Source organism: Vibrio nitrifigilis, assembly GCF_015686695.1.
Classification (GTDB): domain Bacteria; phylum Pseudomonadota; class Gammaproteobacteria; order Enterobacterales; family Vibrionaceae; genus Vibrio; species Vibrio nitrifigilis.
This window is the reverse complement of sequence record NZ_JADPMR010000004.1, coordinates 870811-890822: the sequence shown is the minus strand read 5'-3', so window position 1 is coordinate 890822 and position 20012 is coordinate 870811. Positions and strand designations below refer to the sequence as shown.

At 43.0% G+C, this 20012-nt stretch carries 20 protein-coding genes and 1 pseudogene; 18 read left to right on the top strand and 3 right to left on the bottom strand.

Annotated features, from left to right (window positions below; all coding sequences use genetic code 11):
* Positions 1-12 precede the first annotated feature (12 nt).
* The 3 genes from I1A42_RS20390 (at position 13) to yddG (ending at position 2228) form a co-directional block, all read left to right on the top strand.
* On the top strand, positions 13-417 hold the full coding sequence (locus tag I1A42_RS20390; RefSeq protein ID WP_161154235.1) for an OsmC family protein: 405 nt from the start codon (positions 13-15) through the stop codon (positions 415-417).
* Positions 418-654: 237 nt separating this feature from the next.
* Positions 655-1224, top strand: coding sequence for a sugar O-acetyltransferase (locus tag I1A42_RS20385; RefSeq protein ID WP_161154236.1), 570 nt, complete (start codon positions 655-657; stop codon positions 1222-1224).
* A gap of 83 nt (positions 1225-1307) precedes the next feature.
* Entirely contained in the window at positions 1308-2228 is a 921-nt protein-coding gene (gene yddG / locus I1A42_RS20380) for an aromatic amino acid DMT transporter YddG (RefSeq protein WP_161154237.1), read from the top strand.
* Between the two features lie 33 nt (positions 2229-2261).
* On the opposite strand, the gene I1A42_RS20375 is transcribed toward yddG, so the two are convergent.
* Both I1A42_RS20375 and I1A42_RS20370 read right to left on the bottom strand, forming a co-directional pair.
* Positions 2262-3155 carry a cation diffusion facilitator family transporter gene (locus tag I1A42_RS20375; RefSeq protein ID WP_161154238.1) on the bottom strand — a complete coding sequence of 298 codons (894 nt, stop codon included), beginning with the start codon at positions 3153-3155 and terminating at the stop codon, positions 2262-2264.
* A 185-nt stretch (positions 3156-3340) separates the two neighbouring features.
* On the bottom strand, positions 3341-4219 hold the full coding sequence (locus tag I1A42_RS20370; RefSeq protein WP_161154239.1) for a LysR family transcriptional regulator: 879 nt from the start codon (positions 4217-4219) through the stop codon (positions 3341-3343).
* A 196-nt stretch (positions 4220-4415) separates the two neighbouring features.
* On the opposite strand from I1A42_RS20370, the gene I1A42_RS20365 reads away from it, so the two are divergent.
* The 8 genes and pseudogenes from I1A42_RS20365 to I1A42_RS20330 all read left to right on the top strand — a co-directional run bounded on the left by I1A42_RS20365 (position 4416) and on the right by I1A42_RS20330 (position 11531).
* Positions 4416-4997, top strand: a complete 582-nt coding sequence (locus I1A42_RS20365) for a class I SAM-dependent DNA methyltransferase (protein ID WP_161154240.1) — start codon at positions 4416-4418, stop codon at positions 4995-4997.
* Between the two features lie 211 nt (positions 4998-5208).
* A complete protein-coding gene (locus I1A42_RS20360; RefSeq protein ID WP_161154241.1) occupies positions 5209-5826 on the top strand; it encodes a thermostable hemolysin in 618 nt (205 codons plus the stop codon).
* Complete coding sequence (locus I1A42_RS20355; RefSeq protein WP_196124699.1) at positions 5823-7283, top strand: AMP-binding protein; 1461 nt, start codon at positions 5823-5825, stop codon at positions 7281-7283. The genes I1A42_RS20360 and I1A42_RS20355 overlap by 4 nt, the downstream gene beginning before the upstream one ends.
* Positions 7284-7312: 29 nt before the next feature.
* Positions 7313-7996 (top strand): annotated as a pseudogene (locus tag I1A42_RS20350) (TenA family transcriptional regulator).
* 11 nt (positions 7997-8007) lie between these two features.
* Complete coding sequence (locus I1A42_RS20345; RefSeq protein WP_161154244.1) at positions 8008-8817, top strand: SDR family oxidoreductase; 810 nt, start codon at positions 8008-8010, stop codon at positions 8815-8817.
* Positions 8818-8828: 11 nt separating this feature from the next.
* Positions 8829-9467 (top strand): tetratricopeptide repeat protein, encoded by a 639-nt coding sequence (locus I1A42_RS20340; protein ID WP_196124697.1) that lies wholly within the window; start codon positions 8829-8831, stop codon positions 9465-9467.
* Complete coding sequence (locus tag I1A42_RS20335; RefSeq protein WP_161154246.1) at positions 9467-10123, top strand: response regulator; 657 nt, start codon at positions 9467-9469, stop codon at positions 10121-10123. Before I1A42_RS20340 ends, I1A42_RS20335 begins: the two co-directional genes overlap by 1 nt.
* Positions 10124-10142: 19 nt before the next feature.
* Positions 10143-11531: an ATP-binding protein gene (locus I1A42_RS20330; RefSeq protein ID WP_230389678.1), complete on the top strand. Its 1389-nt coding sequence runs from the start codon at positions 10143-10145 to the stop codon at positions 11529-11531.
* A 247-nt stretch (positions 11532-11778) separates the two neighbouring features.
* Here the strand turns inward: I1A42_RS20330 and I1A42_RS20325 are convergent, their stop codons facing one another.
* Positions 11779-13764, bottom strand: a complete 1986-nt coding sequence (locus tag I1A42_RS20325; RefSeq protein WP_196124695.1) for an acetoacetate--CoA ligase — start codon at positions 13762-13764, stop codon at positions 11779-11781.
* Between the two features lie 191 nt (positions 13765-13955).
* On the opposite strand from I1A42_RS20325, the gene phhA reads away from it, so the two are divergent.
* The 7 genes from phhA (at position 13956) to I1A42_RS20290 (ending at position 19853) form a co-directional block, all read left to right on the top strand.
* A complete protein-coding gene (gene phhA / locus I1A42_RS20320) occupies positions 13956-14738 on the top strand; it encodes a phenylalanine 4-monooxygenase (RefSeq protein ID WP_196125690.1) in 783 nt (260 codons plus the stop codon).
* Between the two features lie 16 nt (positions 14739-14754).
* On the top strand, positions 14755-15096 hold the full coding sequence (locus I1A42_RS20315; RefSeq protein ID WP_161154249.1) for a 4a-hydroxytetrahydrobiopterin dehydratase: 342 nt from the start codon (positions 14755-14757) through the stop codon (positions 15094-15096).
* A 532-nt stretch (positions 15097-15628) separates the two neighbouring features.
* A complete protein-coding gene (gene ectA / locus I1A42_RS20310) occupies positions 15629-16177 on the top strand; it encodes a diaminobutyrate acetyltransferase (RefSeq protein WP_161154250.1) in 549 nt (182 codons plus the stop codon).
* Positions 16178-16193: 16 nt separating this feature from the next.
* Positions 16194-17459: a diaminobutyrate--2-oxoglutarate transaminase gene (ectB, locus tag I1A42_RS20305; protein WP_161154251.1), complete on the top strand. Its 1266-nt coding sequence runs from the start codon at positions 16194-16196 to the stop codon at positions 17457-17459.
* Positions 17460-17517: 58 nt separating this feature from the next.
* Positions 17518-17904: an ectoine synthase gene (locus tag I1A42_RS20300; protein ID WP_161154252.1), complete on the top strand. Its 387-nt coding sequence runs from the start codon at positions 17518-17520 to the stop codon at positions 17902-17904.
* 81 nt (positions 17905-17985) lie between these two features.
* A complete protein-coding gene (locus I1A42_RS20295) occupies positions 17986-19413 on the top strand; it encodes an aspartate kinase (RefSeq protein WP_161154253.1) in 1428 nt (475 codons plus the stop codon).
* A gap of 200 nt (positions 19414-19613) precedes the next feature.
* A complete protein-coding gene (locus I1A42_RS20290; RefSeq protein ID WP_161154254.1) occupies positions 19614-19853 on the top strand; it encodes a hypothetical protein in 240 nt (79 codons plus the stop codon).
* Positions 19854-20012 lie beyond the last annotated feature (159 nt).

The following is a 20012-nucleotide window of genomic DNA, read 5'->3' as shown; positions in this document are numbered from 1 at the left end:
AAGAGTGGGATCATGGAAGCTCAAGTTAAATGGGTTGAGGGTTTTAAATTTCTCGGCCAATCAAATTCTGGTCATTCTGTTGTGATGGATGGCAGTGGTGGTGCAACAGCACCAAGCCCAATGGAAATGGTAATGATGGCCGCTGGTGGCTGCAGCTCTGTCGATGTAGTGGACGGATTAAAAAGCGCCAATCAGAAAGTGACATCGTGTAATGCACGTGTGAGTGCAGAGCGTCGTGATACTGCTCCTAAGTTGTTTACTAAAATGAATATTCATTTCGAAGTTGCTGGCGTTGACCTTGATACTGATATTGTTGCCAAAGTAACGGCAGATTCTTTAGACAAATATTGTTCAGTGTGTTTAATGCTAGGTAAAGGTGTGGAAATGACTCACAGCTACGAAATTATCGCTGACTAATCATTGCTGTTTAGCGGTTCGTATTGATGAAGCGCTTAGCAAGAGTGATAGCTTCAAGCCAGATGCCCAACAGTATCTGGCTTTTTATTTAGTCGAACAAGTGATACCAGCAAACTGTCTGGATTATGTGATTTATCACTATGTAAATTAACAGTTTGTTGTTTAAGCTGTTCTCATATACCCAAATACCTTTAGGTCAGTTGAGTATCAATATGGTTATAAAATAAGGAACAAAGAATGAGCGACCTCGATAATATGCTGTTAGGACAAGAAGTCGATGGCACATCAAACGAATTAGAACAGCTACGTATTGCTACGGCCTCATTAAAATTGCAGATCAATCAATGTGTCGATACTAAAAAACGCTTTTTCCTCCAACAACAGATGTTTGGCGCCCTAGGTGAGGGGAGTATGGTTCAACTGCCATTTCACTGTGAATTTGGTAAAACGATATTTATCGGTGACCACACATTTTTGAATATGAACGTCACTATGCTTGATGGGGCGAAAGTCACTATTGGAAATAACGTTTTAGTCGGGCCTAACACGCAATTTTATACCCCTAGTCATTCCTTAGATTACCGCCAACGTCGTCACTGGGAAGTGGTCTGTTCGCCGATTACGATTGAAGATGATGTTTGGATCGGGGGGAACGTTGTGATCACGCAAGGGGTAACGATTGGCGCACGTTCTGTGATTGCTGCTAATTCCGTGGTGACTGATGATGTACCTGCCGACAGTTTATATGGTGGAACGCCCGCTAAATTAATTAAGTCATTAAAAGAAACGAATGGAATCACAATGTAATTTATCTCTTGGGGTCATCTATCGATAGCACAGAATGAATCTTGCTACAGTGTCACTTTATTTAAAATCTAGACGAACATTTTATGTGGAATCACCATAAGTACACCTTGTTTGGTGTTGCTGCCATTTTACTGTGGGCGAGCTCAATTGGCTTAATGCGCACGGTGACGGAATTACTTTCTCCGCTGGGTGGCGCTGCTATGATTTATACCGTCTCAACGCTATGTTTGCTCTTTGTTGTTGGACTGCCTAAATTCACGGTTGCTTCTTGTCGTTACTTATTTTTGGCCGGTGTTGCATTTGCTGCTTACGAAGTCTGCTTATCAATGGCGATTGGTATGGCGAATGATCGTTATCAGGTTATGGATATGACGGTCATTAACTATTTATGGCCAGCATTAACTGTACTTCTTACCGTGGTCACGTCTCACAAACCAGTGAAGTTCTGGTTACTCCCCGGGGTACTGGTTGCCTTTACGGGTGTCGTTTGGTGTATTACCAATGGTCAATCCCTTTCTTATGCGTTAATTCGCCACCATGTCGCCACCAATCCATTCACTTATTGTTTAGCGTTTTCAGGTGCGATCATCTGGGCGGTGTACTGCACAGTGACACAAAAGATTTCTGATGGTGAAAATGGAATTACCTTGTTTTGTGCTCTAACGGCAGCTGTGTTGTGGATACAGTACGGATTGAGTGACGAAGCGTCATTACACTTATCCGTTAATGCTTTGATCTATTTAATGATCACCGGTGCGGTAATGGGGGGAGGGTATGGTCTATGGAACCTTGCTATTTTGCGAGGAAACATGATGTTGTTAGCCACACTCTCTTATTTTACCCCGGTATTTGCGGCGCTGTTTTCATCCATCATCTTAGGTATTGTATTGGGCCTAGCGTTTTGGCAAGGGGTTATGATGGTCAGTATTGGGTCATTAGTCTGTTGGTGGGCAACACGTGAACCGGTAGAAAGTCGTAGCAGATTGGAATTGATTGAAAAATAAAAAGCGAGGTCTTCGCCTCGCTCTTCGATCTTGTTATGCAACATTGAGTGTTAACTGCAACTCGAATGGTAATTTAGACAGTCGCTGCTCAAGTGTTTGACGTGTTGCTTCGATGTCTTGCATGTCTATCTGGTCGTTTTTATCGGCGATAATATCGATATCAACCCACAACTCGCGACCAATTTTAGTCACCGCAGCTAATTCAAGTTCTTGAGTCGACATTTCGTTAGCCGCTAAGATACCTTGATCAACACGCTGACAAATCTCTTTATCTGGCGCCATCAACAGCATTTCACGGGTAGCCGATTTGATCATCATCACGGGCACTTTTATAAAATAGAACGACATCAGTAACATCAACATTGGGTCAACATACACCGCGTAAGGTGCAAGTGGTGTTAATGTCATGACCCAAGCAATGATGAATGCGACAGTAATAACCACACTGAGCAAGGTATCCATTTGCCACTGTTTGATTTCCGCACCGATCAACCCTGAAGGGTATTTGCGGTTCATTCGAGCAATGGTATACCAAGTAATGCCACAACCAACCACGTTAATCAGGCCAAACAGGGTCGCAATTGAGGTGTCAATGGCATGACCGCCAGCCAGTAAATCGATAACCGCTGAATACAGTGAATAAGCGACCACCATTAATATCACTAACCCTTTAAAAGTAATTACCAGCGGCTCAAACAGAGCACGGCCAAAAGGGAATCGAGTATCTTGCGGCTTTTCTAAATATTTGGCGACTGCTAACGAGAGCAGTGTTAACAACATACTGACCGATGAATAGACGCCGTCGAATGCAATAACCAGCGACCCGACCAGTAACCCAATCACTAGCCCACCACCTGCAAATACAGATGATACTAAGGCAGAGAGCGTTAAAACGCGTTTTTCATTGAGAGTGGTTTGAGTACACATGATAAAGACCTATTAGAAACTTGACGCTAATTCTGGCCTTTTGCGGAAAATATACAATCCAAATTTAACCGAATTCCAATGAGTTAAATTCACTAAACTAAGATATCGTTGTTAAATCATTCACTTAAGTGAAGATTTAAGCGTCAAAATAGTTGACGCTCAGCGAACCTGGCCAAAAGAGGTAGTTAGAAGTCGAACAGAAAGTCATTGAGCTTGTCAGAGAGCCATGACATGGCCGCAGACTCGGTGCTGCCTGCTGGGCTAAACATACAATAGTCCTCTTGAGTAAGCCCATACGTGTGTTTTATCACTGTCAAATTTTGTTCACGTAGGTGCTTACGAATCAGAGGTTCTGGTAATACGCCCCATGCATTGTCAGTCAAGATGGTATTCAGAATATACTCGAAACTGGAGAACCCGATATAACGACGTGAAAAGGGTTCAAGACTTGGGTTGTCTTTTTCAGTGAGGTACACCATGACGGCTTGTTTGGCATTACGTAATTCTTCTTCTGTTACTCGTTTTGATTTCGCCAGAGGGTGCGATGAACGACATACCGACATCATGCGAATTTTCCCAAGTGGTTGATATATCATGCGAGGGTCGTCAAGACGCTCGTAGTCAACACCAAACGCAAAATCGACTTGTTGGGTCGCAACGAGGTTGGCGAGATCACCGCTCGAAGCTAACACCAAATTAAAGGAAGTATTAGGAAATAAGTTATTCAACTGATGGGCTAATTCTTGCCAAAGTGTATCGGGCAGAGAATCGTCGCGGGCAATCCACATTTCTGCCGCAAATTCACCGGAGACTTCACTGCAGGTGTATTTAATTCTTCTCGCCGTCAGCATGATGTTTTCACAATCTTTATAAATTGCTTTGCCAGCTTCTGATAAAGAAAGTTGATTGCCGGTACGATTAAATAAAGCAACCCCCAGCTCTTTTTCGAGCGCTTTAAGTGCCATACTAATTTTAGTCCGGTTGCACTCAAGTTGAGATGCGGCAGTAGTGACTGAGCCAACGTCTGCTACAGTGCAGAACGCTTCAATTTGCGATAAATTCATGGATTAACCATTTAATGGAACACCTTCAAATCATAAACAATTTTCGTAAAGAAGACTATTTGATGTATTTATCGTCAATTAAACTGAAATTATCCTCCTGAGTTCAAGAATCCGTGCTAACTCGGTGAACTTTCTTCAATTTTGGTTTACTCTTGGCAGTATTGTCTGAATAAGATTAAGTAAGACGGAGGCCACGATGGCGCAGAACTGGGATGAATACGCGGCAGATTGGGAAAAAGACGACTCGACCACTGCTTTTGCGCATGAGGTTTTTGCAGAATTACAGAAATTAACGCCACTTGAAGGTAAGCATGTGCTTGACTTCGGGTGTGGAACCGGTCTTTTGACCCAATTAATTGCAATTGATGCTAGGGATGTTGTGGCGTTAGATAGCTCTGAGGCCATGATAGAAGAGTTGGATAAAAAAGAGTTATTTAACGTTGAACCCGTTGTTGATGCTTTAACGCGTGGTCTTGTCGCTCAACATCCAGCGTTTCGTAAGCAATTTGATGTTGTGGTTGCTTCTAATGTATGTGGTTTCCTAGCTGATTATGAGCAGGCCGTCGATATTATCTATAGCTTATTGGATGAAGGTGGCCTGTTTGTGCATTGGGATTGGCAGGTAGATGATCATGATCCTGAGTTTGGATTAAGCGAAAAAGACGTGGCTTCTGCCTTGAATCGTGTTGGATTCAGTGACGTGGTGACTAAAACAGTCTTTAAAATACAGACACCGCAAGGTTTAGCGCCTGTTATTATGGGTGTCGGTAAAAAATAGCAGGCCTCTCGGCCGTTAAATCATCAAGCATATTCAGATCCTACCCAGTTTAAAATGCAGCACTCAGTGCTGCATTTTTCTTATCTATCTGATGATAAGAAATCCTAACTTCACTTCTTTTTAACCTCTTAATAGGGTTAATTAATAATCCTTAAGGTGTTCTTAAGTTAGCCTTTCTATTCTCATTGCATCACTCCGAGGGAGACATGCAATGAGCTTTTCTCACGATAATTTATCGATTGATTTATTGGCTGTCGGTCAGCATCACCCAATGCGTTCACAGGTTGAAATGTATGTGAAGCAACGTTACCAACTCGCATTCGACGCTCGTCTCGAACAATTTATGCCTGTGTTCTTAGTTTTGATGAGAGGAACAACGATTTTATCCGTATGCGGGTATCGTAGCGCTGAACAAGAACCCCTGTTTTTGGAACAGTATTTAGATCACTGCGCTGAAGAAATGGCAAAGCAATATCTCGGTTGCAGCGTATGTCGCTCTGAACTTATTGAGTTTGGACAATTAGCGGCGTTTTCAAAAGGCATGTCACCTTATCATTTTCTCGTGATGACCCGGTACCTGGTCGAACAAGGTTATCGATGGTGTATTTTTACCGCCACGGATCCTCTATTTGCCATGATGCGCCGTTTAGGCTTAGCGCCTGTTGTTATAGTTGAGGCCGATGCCGACCGCATTGCTAATGCGACGCAAATCTGGGGGTCATACTATCAAAATCAACCAAGAATTATGGCGGGTGATTTGGTTGCATCCTTAGCTCATTTAGAAAATGTACTCGATTCTGGGGGGCATAAAGTGGGGTTGGCGTTATGAATCGAATTTTGCAGTGTTTGGCAACGCGTGCTGCGATGCAGCCAGACGATATTGCTTTTGCAGGAAGCGAAACGCTAACGTACCAACAATGTTGGCAGCAGGTACAGTCAGTGGCGCAGCAACTTAGCGCTCTTTCCCCTCGCTGTATCGCACTGCGCGCTGAAAATAGCGTTCAGTGGGCGGTACTGGATTTGGCAGCTATGTTGGCGCAGATTCCATTCGTCCCTGTTGCGCCATTTTTTACTGATCAGCAAGTTGAGCACACGTTGCAAAGTTGTGGGGCAGATCTGCTACTTGGAGAGTGGGCTGCAGAGATAGCCACGGTGACTAATGAGACCATCGCCGGTTTTAACGTTTGCCGAGCATTGGGTGACTATCAACCCGCTGAATTATTGCCTGGCACCATCAAAGTCACGTTTACATCTGGTTCGACGGGTCACCCGAAAGGTGTGTGTTTAAGTGAGCAAAACCTTGAGAGCGTCAGTGATTCATTAGCGGTACAGGTTAAAACGGCTTTGCAAGGAGATAGCTCGCATCTTTCTTTAATTCCTTTGGCAGCTTTGCTTGAAAATGTCACAGCAGTTTATGTGCCTATTTTGTTGGGTAAACGTTCCATTGTGTTATCTGGCGAATCGATTGGACTAAGCGGCTCAAGCCAGTTTGATCCTCAGCAATTCATTCATGCGCTTATTCGTTATCAACCCGCTAGTTTAGTGACGACTCCAGCGTTATTGATGGCGTTAATTCAATTGGTCGATTCTGTACCAGCTATCGCACTATCGCTGCGTTTTGTTGCGGTAGGTGGGGCGAGAGTTTCTGCCGAGTTGATACAACGGGCTCACCAAAAGTCACTGCCTGTTTTTGAAGGGTATGGACTATCTGAATGTGCATCTGTCGTCAGTTTAAATACTCCGCTCGCTCACCAGCCCGGTTCGGCAGGCAAAGTGTTACCACACCTAACGATTAAGCTGACCGATGACAGCGACATTTTAGTCAAAGGAAATGTTGCACTTGGCTATATCGGGGAACCTTTTACTGATGAATGGCTTGCAACCGGTGATATTGGCACTGTCGATCAACAAGGTTTTCTAACCGTCACTGGGCGCAGAAAACATCAGCTTATCACTGCTTTTGGGCGCAACGTGTCACCGGAATGGATTGAAGTTGAAGCGCAAATATACCCTGAGCTGCACCGTATGATCGTGATTGGCGATGGTGAATTGCAGTTAAGTGCGGTGGTGATTAGCCAACAGCCCGAACCGGCTATGTTAGCTGCGCAACAATTAAACAGCGTATTACCCGATTATGCGCGCTTAGACAAAATCTATTTGGTTGAAACTGATAGTGAGATGCTACAAACGTGTTTTACCCCCAATGGTAAACCATTACGTCACCAAATTAGTCAATGGATAAACACCAACGAGCACACTGGTATGGCTCGTTCTTATCCATTATGAGTTGGCTTTTGCCGATTGAGGAGATAACCATGACTGAGTTTTTTAAACGTTTACAACAAGAGACTAAAACCGCACAGCAAGTGATGTTGCAAGCTCCGATATTTACGCAGTGTGCTCAAGGACAAGTCAGCCATGAGCAGTATGTCGCTTTTCTCACCCAAGCCTATCATCACGTAAAACATACTGTTCCGCTATTAATGGCGTGTGGTGGGCGTCTAACGGCGGATTATGAATGGTTAAGGAGCGCAATTGGCGAATACATCGAAGAAGAAATGGGGCATCAATAGTGGATCTTAAATGATATTACCGCTTGTGGTGCTGATGCTGATCTAGTGCGCAAGAGTATGGGTGAAGGGAAGGCGAGCCAAGCCATAGAATTGATGGTTGCTTACCTCTATCACCAGATAGACCGGGCTAATCCACTGGCATTATTTGGTATGGTTTGGGTGTTAGAAGGAACCAGTGTGAGTGTTGGCGGTGATATGGCAGCACTTATCAAGCACACACTGGCGCTACCCGATAAAGCAATGAGCTATTTAAATTCCCATAGTGTACTTGATCAAGACCATATTCAATTTTTTGAAAAACTGATGAATAAGATCGAATCACCTGATGACCAGCAAGCTATTATTGATAGTGCCAACATGATATTTGCTTTATATGGTCAGATGTTACGTGGTTTAACTGAACGTTCTTTGTTGAAAGTGGCTTAGGAGTACCGGTCATGGACTTACAAAACAAAACGGTCGTTCTTACAGGAGCAACTGGAGGAATTGGCCAGGCAGTGGCCCAATTATTAGAGCAACGAGGCGCAAACTTGGTGTTAGTGGCTCGTCATCAACAAGCGTTAGAAACGTTGCGAGAGTCACTTAAACGTCCTGAAAGTCATGCAGTATGTGCTGCTGATGTCACCGACGGTGAACAGCGGGAAAATTTACTGCATTTTCTGCGCTATGGTCTTGATGATCATGGTATCGATGTCGTGATTAATAACGCAGGAACAAACCAGTTCTCGCTGCTATCGCAACGCAGTCCTAGTTCGGTTGAACATGAGATAGCGCTTAATCTTAATGCCCCCATATTGTTAACTCAGGGAATGTTAAGTTGGATTAATCGACCGGGTATTATTTTAAATATCGGTTCAACGCTCGGAGCCATTGGCTATCCTGGCTACAGCACGTATTGCGCGGCGAAATCCGGTGTGCAACGGTTTAGTGAAGCGCTTGACCGTGAACTCGATGGCTCTGGAATACGAGTGTTGTTCCTCGCGCCAAGAACCACAGATACTCGTTTAAATAATGATGCGGTGCAGGAGATGAACCGCGCCTTGGGTAATCATAGTGATAGCGTTGATGTCGTGGCTAAACACGTGGTTAAAGTGATAGAAGACGAAATTGCATCACTTTGGATAGGGTGGCCAGAAAAGCTCTTCGTCCGTATCAATCAACTTGTACCTAATGTGGTGTCGAAATCGATCCGTAAACAGCAAGCCACTATTCATCAATTCATTTCAAATCGAAAAAAACACGTGTAATTGGGGGCAGCATGAGCAAATATCGTTATTGGCCACTGGCCGTATTAGGGGGCGTTTTATCTGCCGGTGTATGGGCAAATGGCGCCGACCCATTAGACACCATTCAACATAAATGGGCGAAATGCCAGTATCAAGTTGAAGATAAAGATAATCAAATTTATTGTTTTGAGAATTTAATCGCTCGTAATCAAAAAGCGTTGGATGCTGATCCTAAACGGCACGAATTGAAAGTATGGTTGGCGATCAGTGAATCCTCTTTAGCGGGGGCAAAAGGTGGTCTAGGCGCACTTTCTTTGGTGAAAAAGGCCAAAGTGTTACTTGAAGAAGTAATTAAAGAGGCGCCAAATACGTTAGACGGATCGGCGTATACCAGCTTAGGTTCACTATATTATAAAGTACCGGGATGGCCTGTTGGATTTGGTGATGACGACATGGCTGAAACTATGTTATTAAAAGCATTAGAAATCAATCCTAATGGTATTGATCCTAATTACTTTTATGGCGACTTTTTGGCAGAGGAAGGCCGCGACAAGGAAGCGATACAGTATCTGAAAAAAGCGCAAAAAGCGGCGCCACGACCTAATCGTCCTGTCGCTGATGCTGGACGAAGAGTTGAAATCGCCGCCAAATTGGGAGAACTGAAGTCGTAATGCGATTACTATTGGTCGAAGATGATGTGTTATTAGGGGAATCCATGGCGGAAACATTGCGCCGTCATGGCTACACTGTTGATTGGCTTGAACGCGGAAGTGGCGTTGACGTTGCACTCAAAACGGAACAATTTGCCATCATCGTACTGGATCTTACTTTGCCCGATATCGATGGGCTTGAAGTGCTACGTCGCGTTAGACAGGCAGGTTTTACCGTTCCTGTATTGATCCTGACGGCGCGTGACGATATTCAAGACCGAGTGAAAGGGCTTGATGGCGGTGCAGATGATTACCTTGTTAAGCCTTTTATCTTAGATGAATTATTAGCACGTTTGCGTGTATTGATCAGGCGGCAAAATGGCTATTGTGAAGAGGTGTTGTCTATCGGCGAATTTTCCCTGTCGTTAGCGACGCAGTCGGCGATATTTCAAGGCGAAAAGCTCAAACTGACCAACAAAGAATTTAAGTTGCTCGCGACACTCATGACTTCTGCAGGTAGAGTGCTAAGTAAAGATCAATTACAACAAGCCTTACATGGCTGGGATGATGGTGGCAGTGATAATGCCATCGAAGTTCATATTCATAATCTGCGCAAGAAAATGCCGCTAGATATCATCAAAAATATTCGTGGAGTAGGGTATATCATTGAAAAATAACGCGCATAAAGTCTTTTCAATGAAAAAACGCCTGACTTGGTCAGTCGTGCTTTTATCTACGTGCTTAATTTTAATTTCGCTTATCTTCAGTTACTTCGAATCAAGACATGAAATTCGTGAAGTCTATGATGCTCGTCTCGGGCAATCGGCGAAAATGGCTTTGTTAAGCGTACCTAGCGTGATCAACAATTTGGATGACAAAGTGGCTAAAAAACAGTTATCAAACTGGATGGCTCAACTTAGCCAACAAGCCGATTCACAAGGCGGTGAAGGTCCTACCGATTATGGTCATCCTTATGAACGAAATATTCTCATTCAATATTACCGTGACGGTAAGATGCTCTGGAGTTCAATACCATCGATGACGGCGATTAACCATAATCCAGATTATTATGGCTATGGTTATGTTTCACATATCGGTAAAACTTGGCGATTTTTTCAGCTGCGTATGCCGGACTCTGATGACTATGTAGTGACCGCCGAAAAACTCTCTATTCGCCACGAAATGATCAATGAATTGGCCTTATCGACGGCCTTGCCACAGTTAATATTGATTCCCTGCTTGGGGATAGTGATGGCTCTATTGATTGAGCGTAATTTTAAACCGATTACCGAACTGCGCAGTGCAATAAGCCAGCGTAATATTAATAAGTTGGACAAGATTTATGTCCAGCACCCGACGACGGAATTAACCCCGCTGGTGGCTGCATTGAATACATTGCTGGGAGAACTAGACGAAGCTTGGCAACGTGAAAAGCGGTTTACCAGAATGGCTGCGCATGAACTTAAAACGCCATTAACTATTTTACGACTGAATGCAGAAAATGCGTTTGACGCGCCAACGAAAGAGCAGTTGACCACTTCTCTCAATCACATACTTGCTGGCATTGATCGTACAGACCGTTTGATTCAGCAATTATTGATGTTAGCTCGGGTTGAAAGTGTCAAATCACTACAGTTTGTGAAAATTGAGTTAGCGGAGTTTCTGCAATCTGTTTTAGCAGAAATCGCCCCTATGGCACTAAAGCAAGATCAAGAACTTTCTTTGGACGCAAACCCTGCCGTTATTATGGGGGATCCGGCTTTGTTACGAGTACTGTTTTTAAATTTACTGGATAACGCGATTCGTTACTCTGGAAAACGTACCGCTATTAGTGTGGTATTAACTGAATCGGATGATCATTTCATTGTGAACGTGAGTGATTCAGGCAAACCTATTGAGCAAGAGGTTAGGGATAAGTTATTTGATAATTTTTACCGAGCAAATTCTGAACGTGGCGACGGAGCAGGATTGGGGATGTCAATCACTCGAGATATCGCAAAATTACACCATGGCAATGTTGCTCTTTTAGATCATGATTTGAAAGGGAATACTTTTCAAATCACACTTAAGAAACACAATTTATAACTTGATTTCCAAATCGTAAATTGAGTATTTAATTAATTTAATTGCGTAATTATTGAAGGTTATTTATAATCTGGCCTTAACAAAGTCGATGGAACCATTGTTGTGGTTTATCTAATTTGTCACTAACAACCAGGCTAGGTCGTTATAGCAGTCCGATTATGCGCTATTAGTCGAATTGACATTAGAAATAAAATTAAATAACACAAAATCAAAAAGAGACCGATATTTGTCGGTCTCTTTTTATTTTCTAATTCGCTTGATACGCTTTCATTAGTTCGGTTAACGCCTCTGGGTTAGCGATGGCACTGAGATTGTCGATATCGGTACCCGCGATAGCTTGTTTGACTGCCTTTTCTACCAATTTTCCTGAGTGTGTTTTGGGGATTGCTGGTACGGCAATGATGTGTTGTGGTACATGGTAAGGGGAGCGGTTTGTCTTTAGTTGCTCGCAAATTCTCGTTTTGAGTTGATTAGTTAACGTAAATTGTGGATCTAACTGCACAAACAGTAGGATAACTTCATCCTGCTGCTCTTTTTTCCCTACGGCGATAGCATCAACAAGCTCTTCAAATTGTCTTAATTCACAATAAATCTCTGCGGTTCCCACTCGAACTCCACGAGGATTGATCATAGTGTCACTGCGGCCATGGAAAATCACCCCATTTTGTGAGGTTAACTCGATTTCATCACCATGGTGCCAAACCCCAGGAAATCGCTGCCAATAAGCGTTATAATAGGCTTCGCCTTTATCTTGCCAAAAGCCAATGGGTTGGTTGGGAAAACTATTTCGGCACACTAATTCGCCATGCTCTTGAATCACGGGAGTACCATTATTATCGAAGGCGGTGACATCCAAACCGAGCCCGATACACTGACATTCTCCGCGGTAAACGGGCGCTATAGGATTACCCATGACAAAGCAACCACAGATATCGGTTCCGCCAGACATTGAAGACAGCAACAAATCGCCTTTTATGTGTTCATAGACAAAATCAAATTGCTCATCATAGAGTGGAGAACCAGTTGAACAAAGGGTTTTTAGCGCGTTGAGCGAGTAGTAATCGGCAGGATAAAACTGCTTTCTTTGTAGTTCGGAGAGGTATCGTGCCGACGTTCCGAATAGTGACACGCCGACTTCTTCTGCAATCTGCCATAAGGCTTGAGGTTGAGGATAGAAAGGGCTACCGTCAAAAATAACCAGAGTGGCTCCACTGGCTAGCGCTGATACATGCCAATTCCACATCATCCAGCCACAACTGGTGTAATAGAATATTTTGTCTTCCGGATGAATATCACAATGTAACTGATGTTCTTTGAGATGGTTTAACAGTGTGCCGCCAATCGAATGGACGATACACTTAGGTTTTCCGGTCGTCCCGGATGAATAAAGAATAAATAATGGGTCATTAAAATTACCACGATTATATTCTAATCCTTTGCCGTTATATCGATTTAAGATGGCATGCCAATCAGAAAAACTGTCGTTAAATTCGTCGGTCTTTGCATTTCGTTGTTGTAAGTATTCAATCTGACATACATTTTGAATACTTGGAATCGCCGCAACAATGTCTGCATTGTGTTTTTCTAGATGATGTACGGTTCCGTTAAATGTGTAGCCATTGCAGCAAAATAGTATCTTGGGGTTAACTTGACCAAATCGGGCGGTGACAGCCTCAACGCCAAGATCGGGAGACACTGAGGTCCAAATCGCGCCTAAGCTCGCTGTTGCAAGCATAGCGATAACGGATTGAGGTATATAAGGTAAATAGCCCGCGACTACATCGCCTGCATTAACACCATTTTGGAGCAACCATTGTTGAATCTTTGAAATCTGATCTTCGAGGTTTTGCCATGTGTAGGTCTGAGTTTGGCCCCCTTCATTACGAAACCATATCGCCGTTCCTTCGGGCGATCTAAAAGCATAAGAGAGGCAGTTTTCCGCGTAATTGAGCCTTGCTTGAGGAAACCAAGTTGTGTCGAGTGCGGGAAAAAAATCTCGCTCAGAAACAATATTATCTCCGGTTATACATTCACCCTGATTCCCGATAATGTCGCAATATTCCCACAGTGAGAGCCAAAACTTTTTGCTCTCTGTTATTGACCACTGATACAGCTCATCATAAGAGGAGAAGGAGCGGTTCTCGCGTTGACTTACCATCTGCATAAAATCGTATAGGAGTGACTGTTCGACCCTGTCCTGACTCGGTGTCCAAATCGGTGAAGCCTTTGACATATTGGTTATTTTCCTACTCGACTGAATGTATGGATAAAGTGTTGATGGTGATTGGGTTAAAGTCAAACAGCCATATTGCGCAATGTCACTATTTGTTTACATCCAAGCAGTAAATAATTTATTGACTAATTTATCACTATTGTTGTAGCCGGATTATGCTTTATACAGCATTAAAAAATAGGAGAGGGATGATGACGACGTACCATTCCAAACCCATAGACAGCGATGGCAAGATGACTTGGACCCATGAAGAAGTGTCAGTCTGGCGTTATTTAATTGAACGACAGAGTAAGCTCTTGCCCGAGCGCGCATGTACCGCCTATCTTGATGGGTTGGATTTATTGCAATTATCCAGTGCAATGCCGCCCCAACTTGCAGATATCAATCGAGTGTTAAAGTCAGCCACTGGATGGAGCGTCACACCGGTTCCAGCGCTAATCGACTTTAAACGATTTTTCAGTTTATTGGCGCATCAGCAATTCCCTATTGCTACCTTTATGCGCCGCAGAGATGAAATCGACTATTTACAAGAGCCGGACTTCTTTCATGAAGTATTTGGTCATTGCGCAATGTTGACTAACCCAGATTTTGCCCATTTTACTCATTGGTGTGGTCAATCCGGGATAAAGCTGAACGATAAACAGCGGGTATTTTTAGCCCGACTTTACTGGTTTACCGTTGAATTTGGCTTGATTAAAGAGGCTGGTGAGCTTCGTATCTATGGCGGTGGGATCCTTTCATCCCCGAAGGAGACCTTATACAGCTTGGAGTCATCAGAGGCGGTGCGTCGATCATTTAACTTATTAGATATTTTGCGCACCCCGTATCGTATCGATATTGTTCAACCTGTCTATTATTACCTAGATTCTATCGCACAACTTTATCAACTCAGTGACATTGATTTAGTCACTGCGATTAATCAAGCAGAGGCGCTTGGTCTGTTTAAGCCTCTGTTTACCAAAAAGGTTTGCTAAAAGGAGCGCTGTGAAAATGCTAAGTGAACTAAAATGTGTCCCTTGCTATGGCAAAGGAGAAACCGCTTTATCGGTACAAGAGCAGCAAGAGTATCTGAGCCAACTTAATGGTTGGCAAATCACATACACCGACGAGCAGCCGTGCTTGGAAAAAATATTTACCTTTAATGGCTACAAGCAAGCATGGCGATTTTGCGATCAAGTTGCCGGTTTGGCGGATCAACAAAATCATCATCCAGCGATTTTACTTGAATGGGGTAAAGTGGTTGTGACTTGGTGGACTCATTCGGTACACGGGCTTCATACCAATGATTTTATCTGTGCGGCGAAGACAGATGCTCTAAGAGATAAGCTCTAATCGAGTGTGGTTCGATGATGTTTTATTCCACAATACATAAAAAAAGAGCCAACCGTAAATCAAGATTGGCTTATATACTTGTGAACAAATTTTATTCACTAACAACGTCAGTTGGCTAGGTGACCCTCGGCTTAATAAGGGTCGCTAATATTAATGCAGATACCGTGCCAACTTTTTTAAAGGCGATTTTCGTTCTATTTTAGCTATTTTTTACCAAAAAATGACGCTTAAGCGTTACCCTTCTTACTTTTGTTTGCAAATTGCGAATGCAAATTGCGAATTTATCTAAAATGCTAGTGACGGTTAACATATCTATTACGTTTCGTATTTCTTTTTTAGAATGGTATTTTGTTTATATGTCAAAACATTTAACAAAAGGTTCTTATTTTATTTTAATAATTTTAAGTGTATTAAAATCAAAGTGTTACACGTTTATGTTGAATTTTTGTGATCAGTCCGGGGTTGAAAATCGATTTATGTTTGTTAGTGTAATAAACACATTGTTTAGAGTTCAAAACAAAAGTGGTTAATAATGATTACAACATCACCATGGGTTGCATATCCAAAAACAATGCACAATGTTCAACAGTCTTGGACATTTCGAACTCCCGAGCGTAGTGACGGGCACGCCATCCACACGTTGATTGCGCAGTGTTCACCGCTCGATGAAAATTCTGCTTACTGTAATTTTCTTCAGTCGACGCACTTTCGCAAAACATGCGTTATGGCGGAATACCGAGGACAAGTTGCTGGTTTTATTTCTGCCTATCGCAAGCCAGATCAACCTGATGAATTGTTTATATGGCAAGTCGCGGTTCACCCCAAAGCCCGCGGCAAAGGTTTGGCTTTCGATATGTTGAATGAACTTTTAAATAGGGAAACGTTACACGATATTACGGCCATTGAAACAACGATTACTCGCGATAATCAAGGGTCTTGGAGCTTGTTCAAAAAGCTAGAACGTGCTCATGGCCAACAGGGTGAAGTCACTACATTCCTTGACCAAACTCGCCATTTTTGTGGCGAACACGACACCGAATATCTGTTTCGAATTCCTCTTAATTCACGTAAACAACAATAAGGGTAACACCATTACTATGGATATATTTACTCAGAAAGAATCGAATGTTCAGTCTTACGCTAACAACTTTCCAGTTGTGTTTTCTACTGCCAAGGGAAGCCACCTCTATACCAAAGAAGGTGATGCTTACCTCGATTTTCTTGCTGGCGCTGGCTCCCTCAATTACGGGCATAACAATGACATATTGAAGCAAGCGTTATTGGAATATATAGAACAAGATGGCCTGACCCACGGTCTGGATATGCATTCAGATGCCAAAGCTCAATTTCTGCTGGCGATGCAGCGATATATTTTTGCGCCACGTCGGCTGGATTATAAAGTGCAGTTTACTGGGCCAACAGGAACGAATGCTGTTGAGGCCGCTATTAAACTTGCACGTAAAGTTACCGGGAGAACCAACATTGTTTCATTCACGAATGGTTTCCATGGTTGTTCTCTGGGGGCATTAGCCGTAACGGGAAATCAGCACCATCGTGGCGGTGCTGGCATGTCTTTAAACGGAGTCACTCGTATCCCTTATGAAGGCTACGCAGATACTGATGGCTTATCACTATTCTCGGCAATGCTCGATGACAATTCATCAGGTTTAGATAAACCAGCCGGAGTGATTGTCGAGGTGGTTCAAGGAGAAGGTGGGTTAAATGCAGCTTCACCGCAGTGGTTACGCCGTCTAAGTGACATTTGTAAACAACACGATATTTTATTGATTGTTGATGATATTCAAGCGGGCTGTGGCCGCACGGGCACGTTCTTTAGTTTTGAACCAGCAGAAATTAAACCGGATATCGTTACGCTTTCCAAATCAATTGGTGGTTATGGTCTGCCTCTAGCGGTTGTGCTTTATAAACCACAATATGATGTATGGAAACCCGGTGAACATAACGGCACATTTCGCGGCAATAACCATGCGTTTGTGACGGCGGCCAAAGCATTAGAGACGTATTGGGCGGATGACAAATTTGCTCAACATATTGATCAACGAGCATCTCAAGTAACGCAATGCATTGAAAAAGTCTCTCAGCAATATTCATCACTGTTTAACGGTGTGAAAGGACGTGGGTTAATGCAAGGCATTGAATGTCTTGATGGTGATGTCGCGCATCAGATTACCCAAGAATGTTTTCATCAGGGAATGGTGATCGAAACTGCCGGACCGGATGATGAAGTCATTAAGTTCTTTTGTCCATTAACGATCACCGCAAGCGAACTCGATAAAGGGTTGGCGATCTTTAAATCAGCTGTGGACAAAGTGGCTCCCCGTCTGATCAAGCAGGCATCTTAGCCGATTGCAGCATCATTTATATCTCTCATTTAATGAAAACAAATAACAGGAAAAGTTAATGATTGTACGAACTTTACAAGAATGCGAACAGAGTGAACGTCGAGTAGTGGCTGAAACGTGGGAAAGCACCCGTATGATACTCAAAGAAGATCAAATGGGCTTTTCATTCCATATCACAACGATTTACAAAGGAACGGATACCCATATTCATTACAAAAATCACTTGGAATCCGTTTATTGCATGTCGGGAGAAGGTGAAATTGAAGTTGTCGGCGGAAAACGTTATCCGATTAAACCTGGCACATTGTATGTGTTAGATAAGCATGATGAGCACTATTTACGTGCTCATAAAAAAGGCGATATGGTGATGGCTTGTGTGTTCAACCCACCACTGACTGGTGCTGAAACTCATGATAAAGATGGTGTGTATCCATTAGTTGACTAGTAGAGATATACGTGGGGCCGTGACTATTCACGGCCCGATTGTTTCGCTCTTTACAAACTGTCAATCATTAAAGGAGACTCCATGTCTTTCACCGTAGAAAAAATCGGTGGTACGTCGATGTCGGCATTTGATGCCGTTCTCGATAATATATTTTTAAAGCCGAGTAACCCTTATCATCGTGTGTTCGTTGTGTCTGCCTACTCTGGGATGACCAACGCGCTATTAGAATGCAAAAAAACCGGCAAACCAGGTATCTACCAGATGGTTGCCAATGGTGATGAGAATTGGCAAGACGCAATGTATCAATTAGAGCAGCGCATGCTGCTAATTAATGAAAACCTATTTGCAGATCCAATGGTGCGCATTCAAGCTGATAAATTTTTGCGTGCACGCGTCGCTGATGCAATTGAATGTATACATAGTTTATTGCAAACCTGTGAATTCGGTCAGTTCAGTCTACGCCAATATCTCCCTCAGATCCGTGAATTTCTCTCTTCGCTGGGAGAGGCTCACAGCGCTTATAACACGGTGCAAAAACTGCAAAGCTTAAATATAAACGCTCGTTTTATTGACCTGTCTGGTTGGAACCAAGGGCAGAGTGAATCGTTGGATAAGGTGATTTTAAAGGCGTTCGCCAATATTGATTTAAGCAACGAGTTACCCATTGTTACTGGTTACGCTCATTGCCAAGAAGGCTTGATGCAGACCTATGATCGTGGCTACAGTGAAATGACGTTCAGTCGTATCGCCGCTTTAATGGGAGCAAGCGAGGCGATCATTCACAAAGAGTATCATTTGAGCAGCGCAGACCCATGTATTGTTGGTCCTGAACATGTTCGTCCAATGGGGCAAACTAACTATGATGTGGCAGATCAACTTGCTAACTTAGGCATGGAAGCGATTCATCCTAACGCCGCCGCAGGGTTACGTCAGAAAGGTATTGATTTGAGGATAAAAAATACGTTCGAACCGGATCATCCGGGTACCTTGATAGCCGATCGGTTCCGTACTGATGACGAGCAGGTAGAAATCATCGCCGGACGTGACAAAGTGTTTGCATTGCATCTGTTCGATCAAAGTATGGTCGGTAAAACAGATAGCGTGAGCTACGATGTTATGGAAATTATTTCTGATGAAAAAGTCCGCTTGATGGGGAATGAGATGAATGCCAATTCGATGACCTATTTTTTAAGTGGAAGTACTCCGGCATTAAACCGTGTGTTAGCCCGTACTAAGCAGTACTGTCCGAATGCAAAAACCAGCGGAAGGATGGTTGCCTTAATATCAGCCATTGGAGCTTATATGAATACTAACGCTACATTAAGCTGTGGTATGCAAGCATTGATGGAAGTCGGTATTGACCCTATGGCGGCGTATTCTTCAATGCGCAATGTCAATGTTCAGTACGTCGTTGAGGATAACGATTATCATAGTGCTATCTGTGCGTTACACAAACGATTGATTGGCTCTGGTACAAAGAAAAAATCTCCGACGGTGCAAGCAGCTTAATAATGCATTACGATTATATGCAGCCAATCGGCTGCATTTTTTATTGTGCGCGATGCGATAGAAAAGATGGCGATTCTGTTGTGGAACCAATTCAGAAACAGCGTTATCCTTTATAACCAAGTTTGGCGATATTAAACAGTATGTTAACGTGAGTTACATTGGTTAGTTTGGGCCAAGGTATGGTTGTTCAGGAGGAACACATGGAGCAAGTTCAACTCAAATTCAATTCTTCTATTTTTAAGCAAATCCTGATTAAAGATATGCTCGCACGAGGGATTCCGATTGCATTGTTATTTCAAGTACTGTCCCATTTTATGTATCACCGTGGTTTGCTCGATGGCATTGGAATATCACTGATAGTGTTTATGTTGGCTTCAGGACTTTCTGGTTTTTTTAAATGGAAGATGAAGGTCAACAAAGTAAAGGCTCAGAGAAAATAAGGCGTCTTTTTTAAATCTCTAACCCTGTAATTACACCAATTTGACGTAAACGGCTACAGATGCAGCGTATCAGTCAACTCATTGTTAATAATACTTTTGGTGCTAGCATTCCAATCTATCAATGTTAATGTATTGCCTATCGTATAAAGAACAAATCGT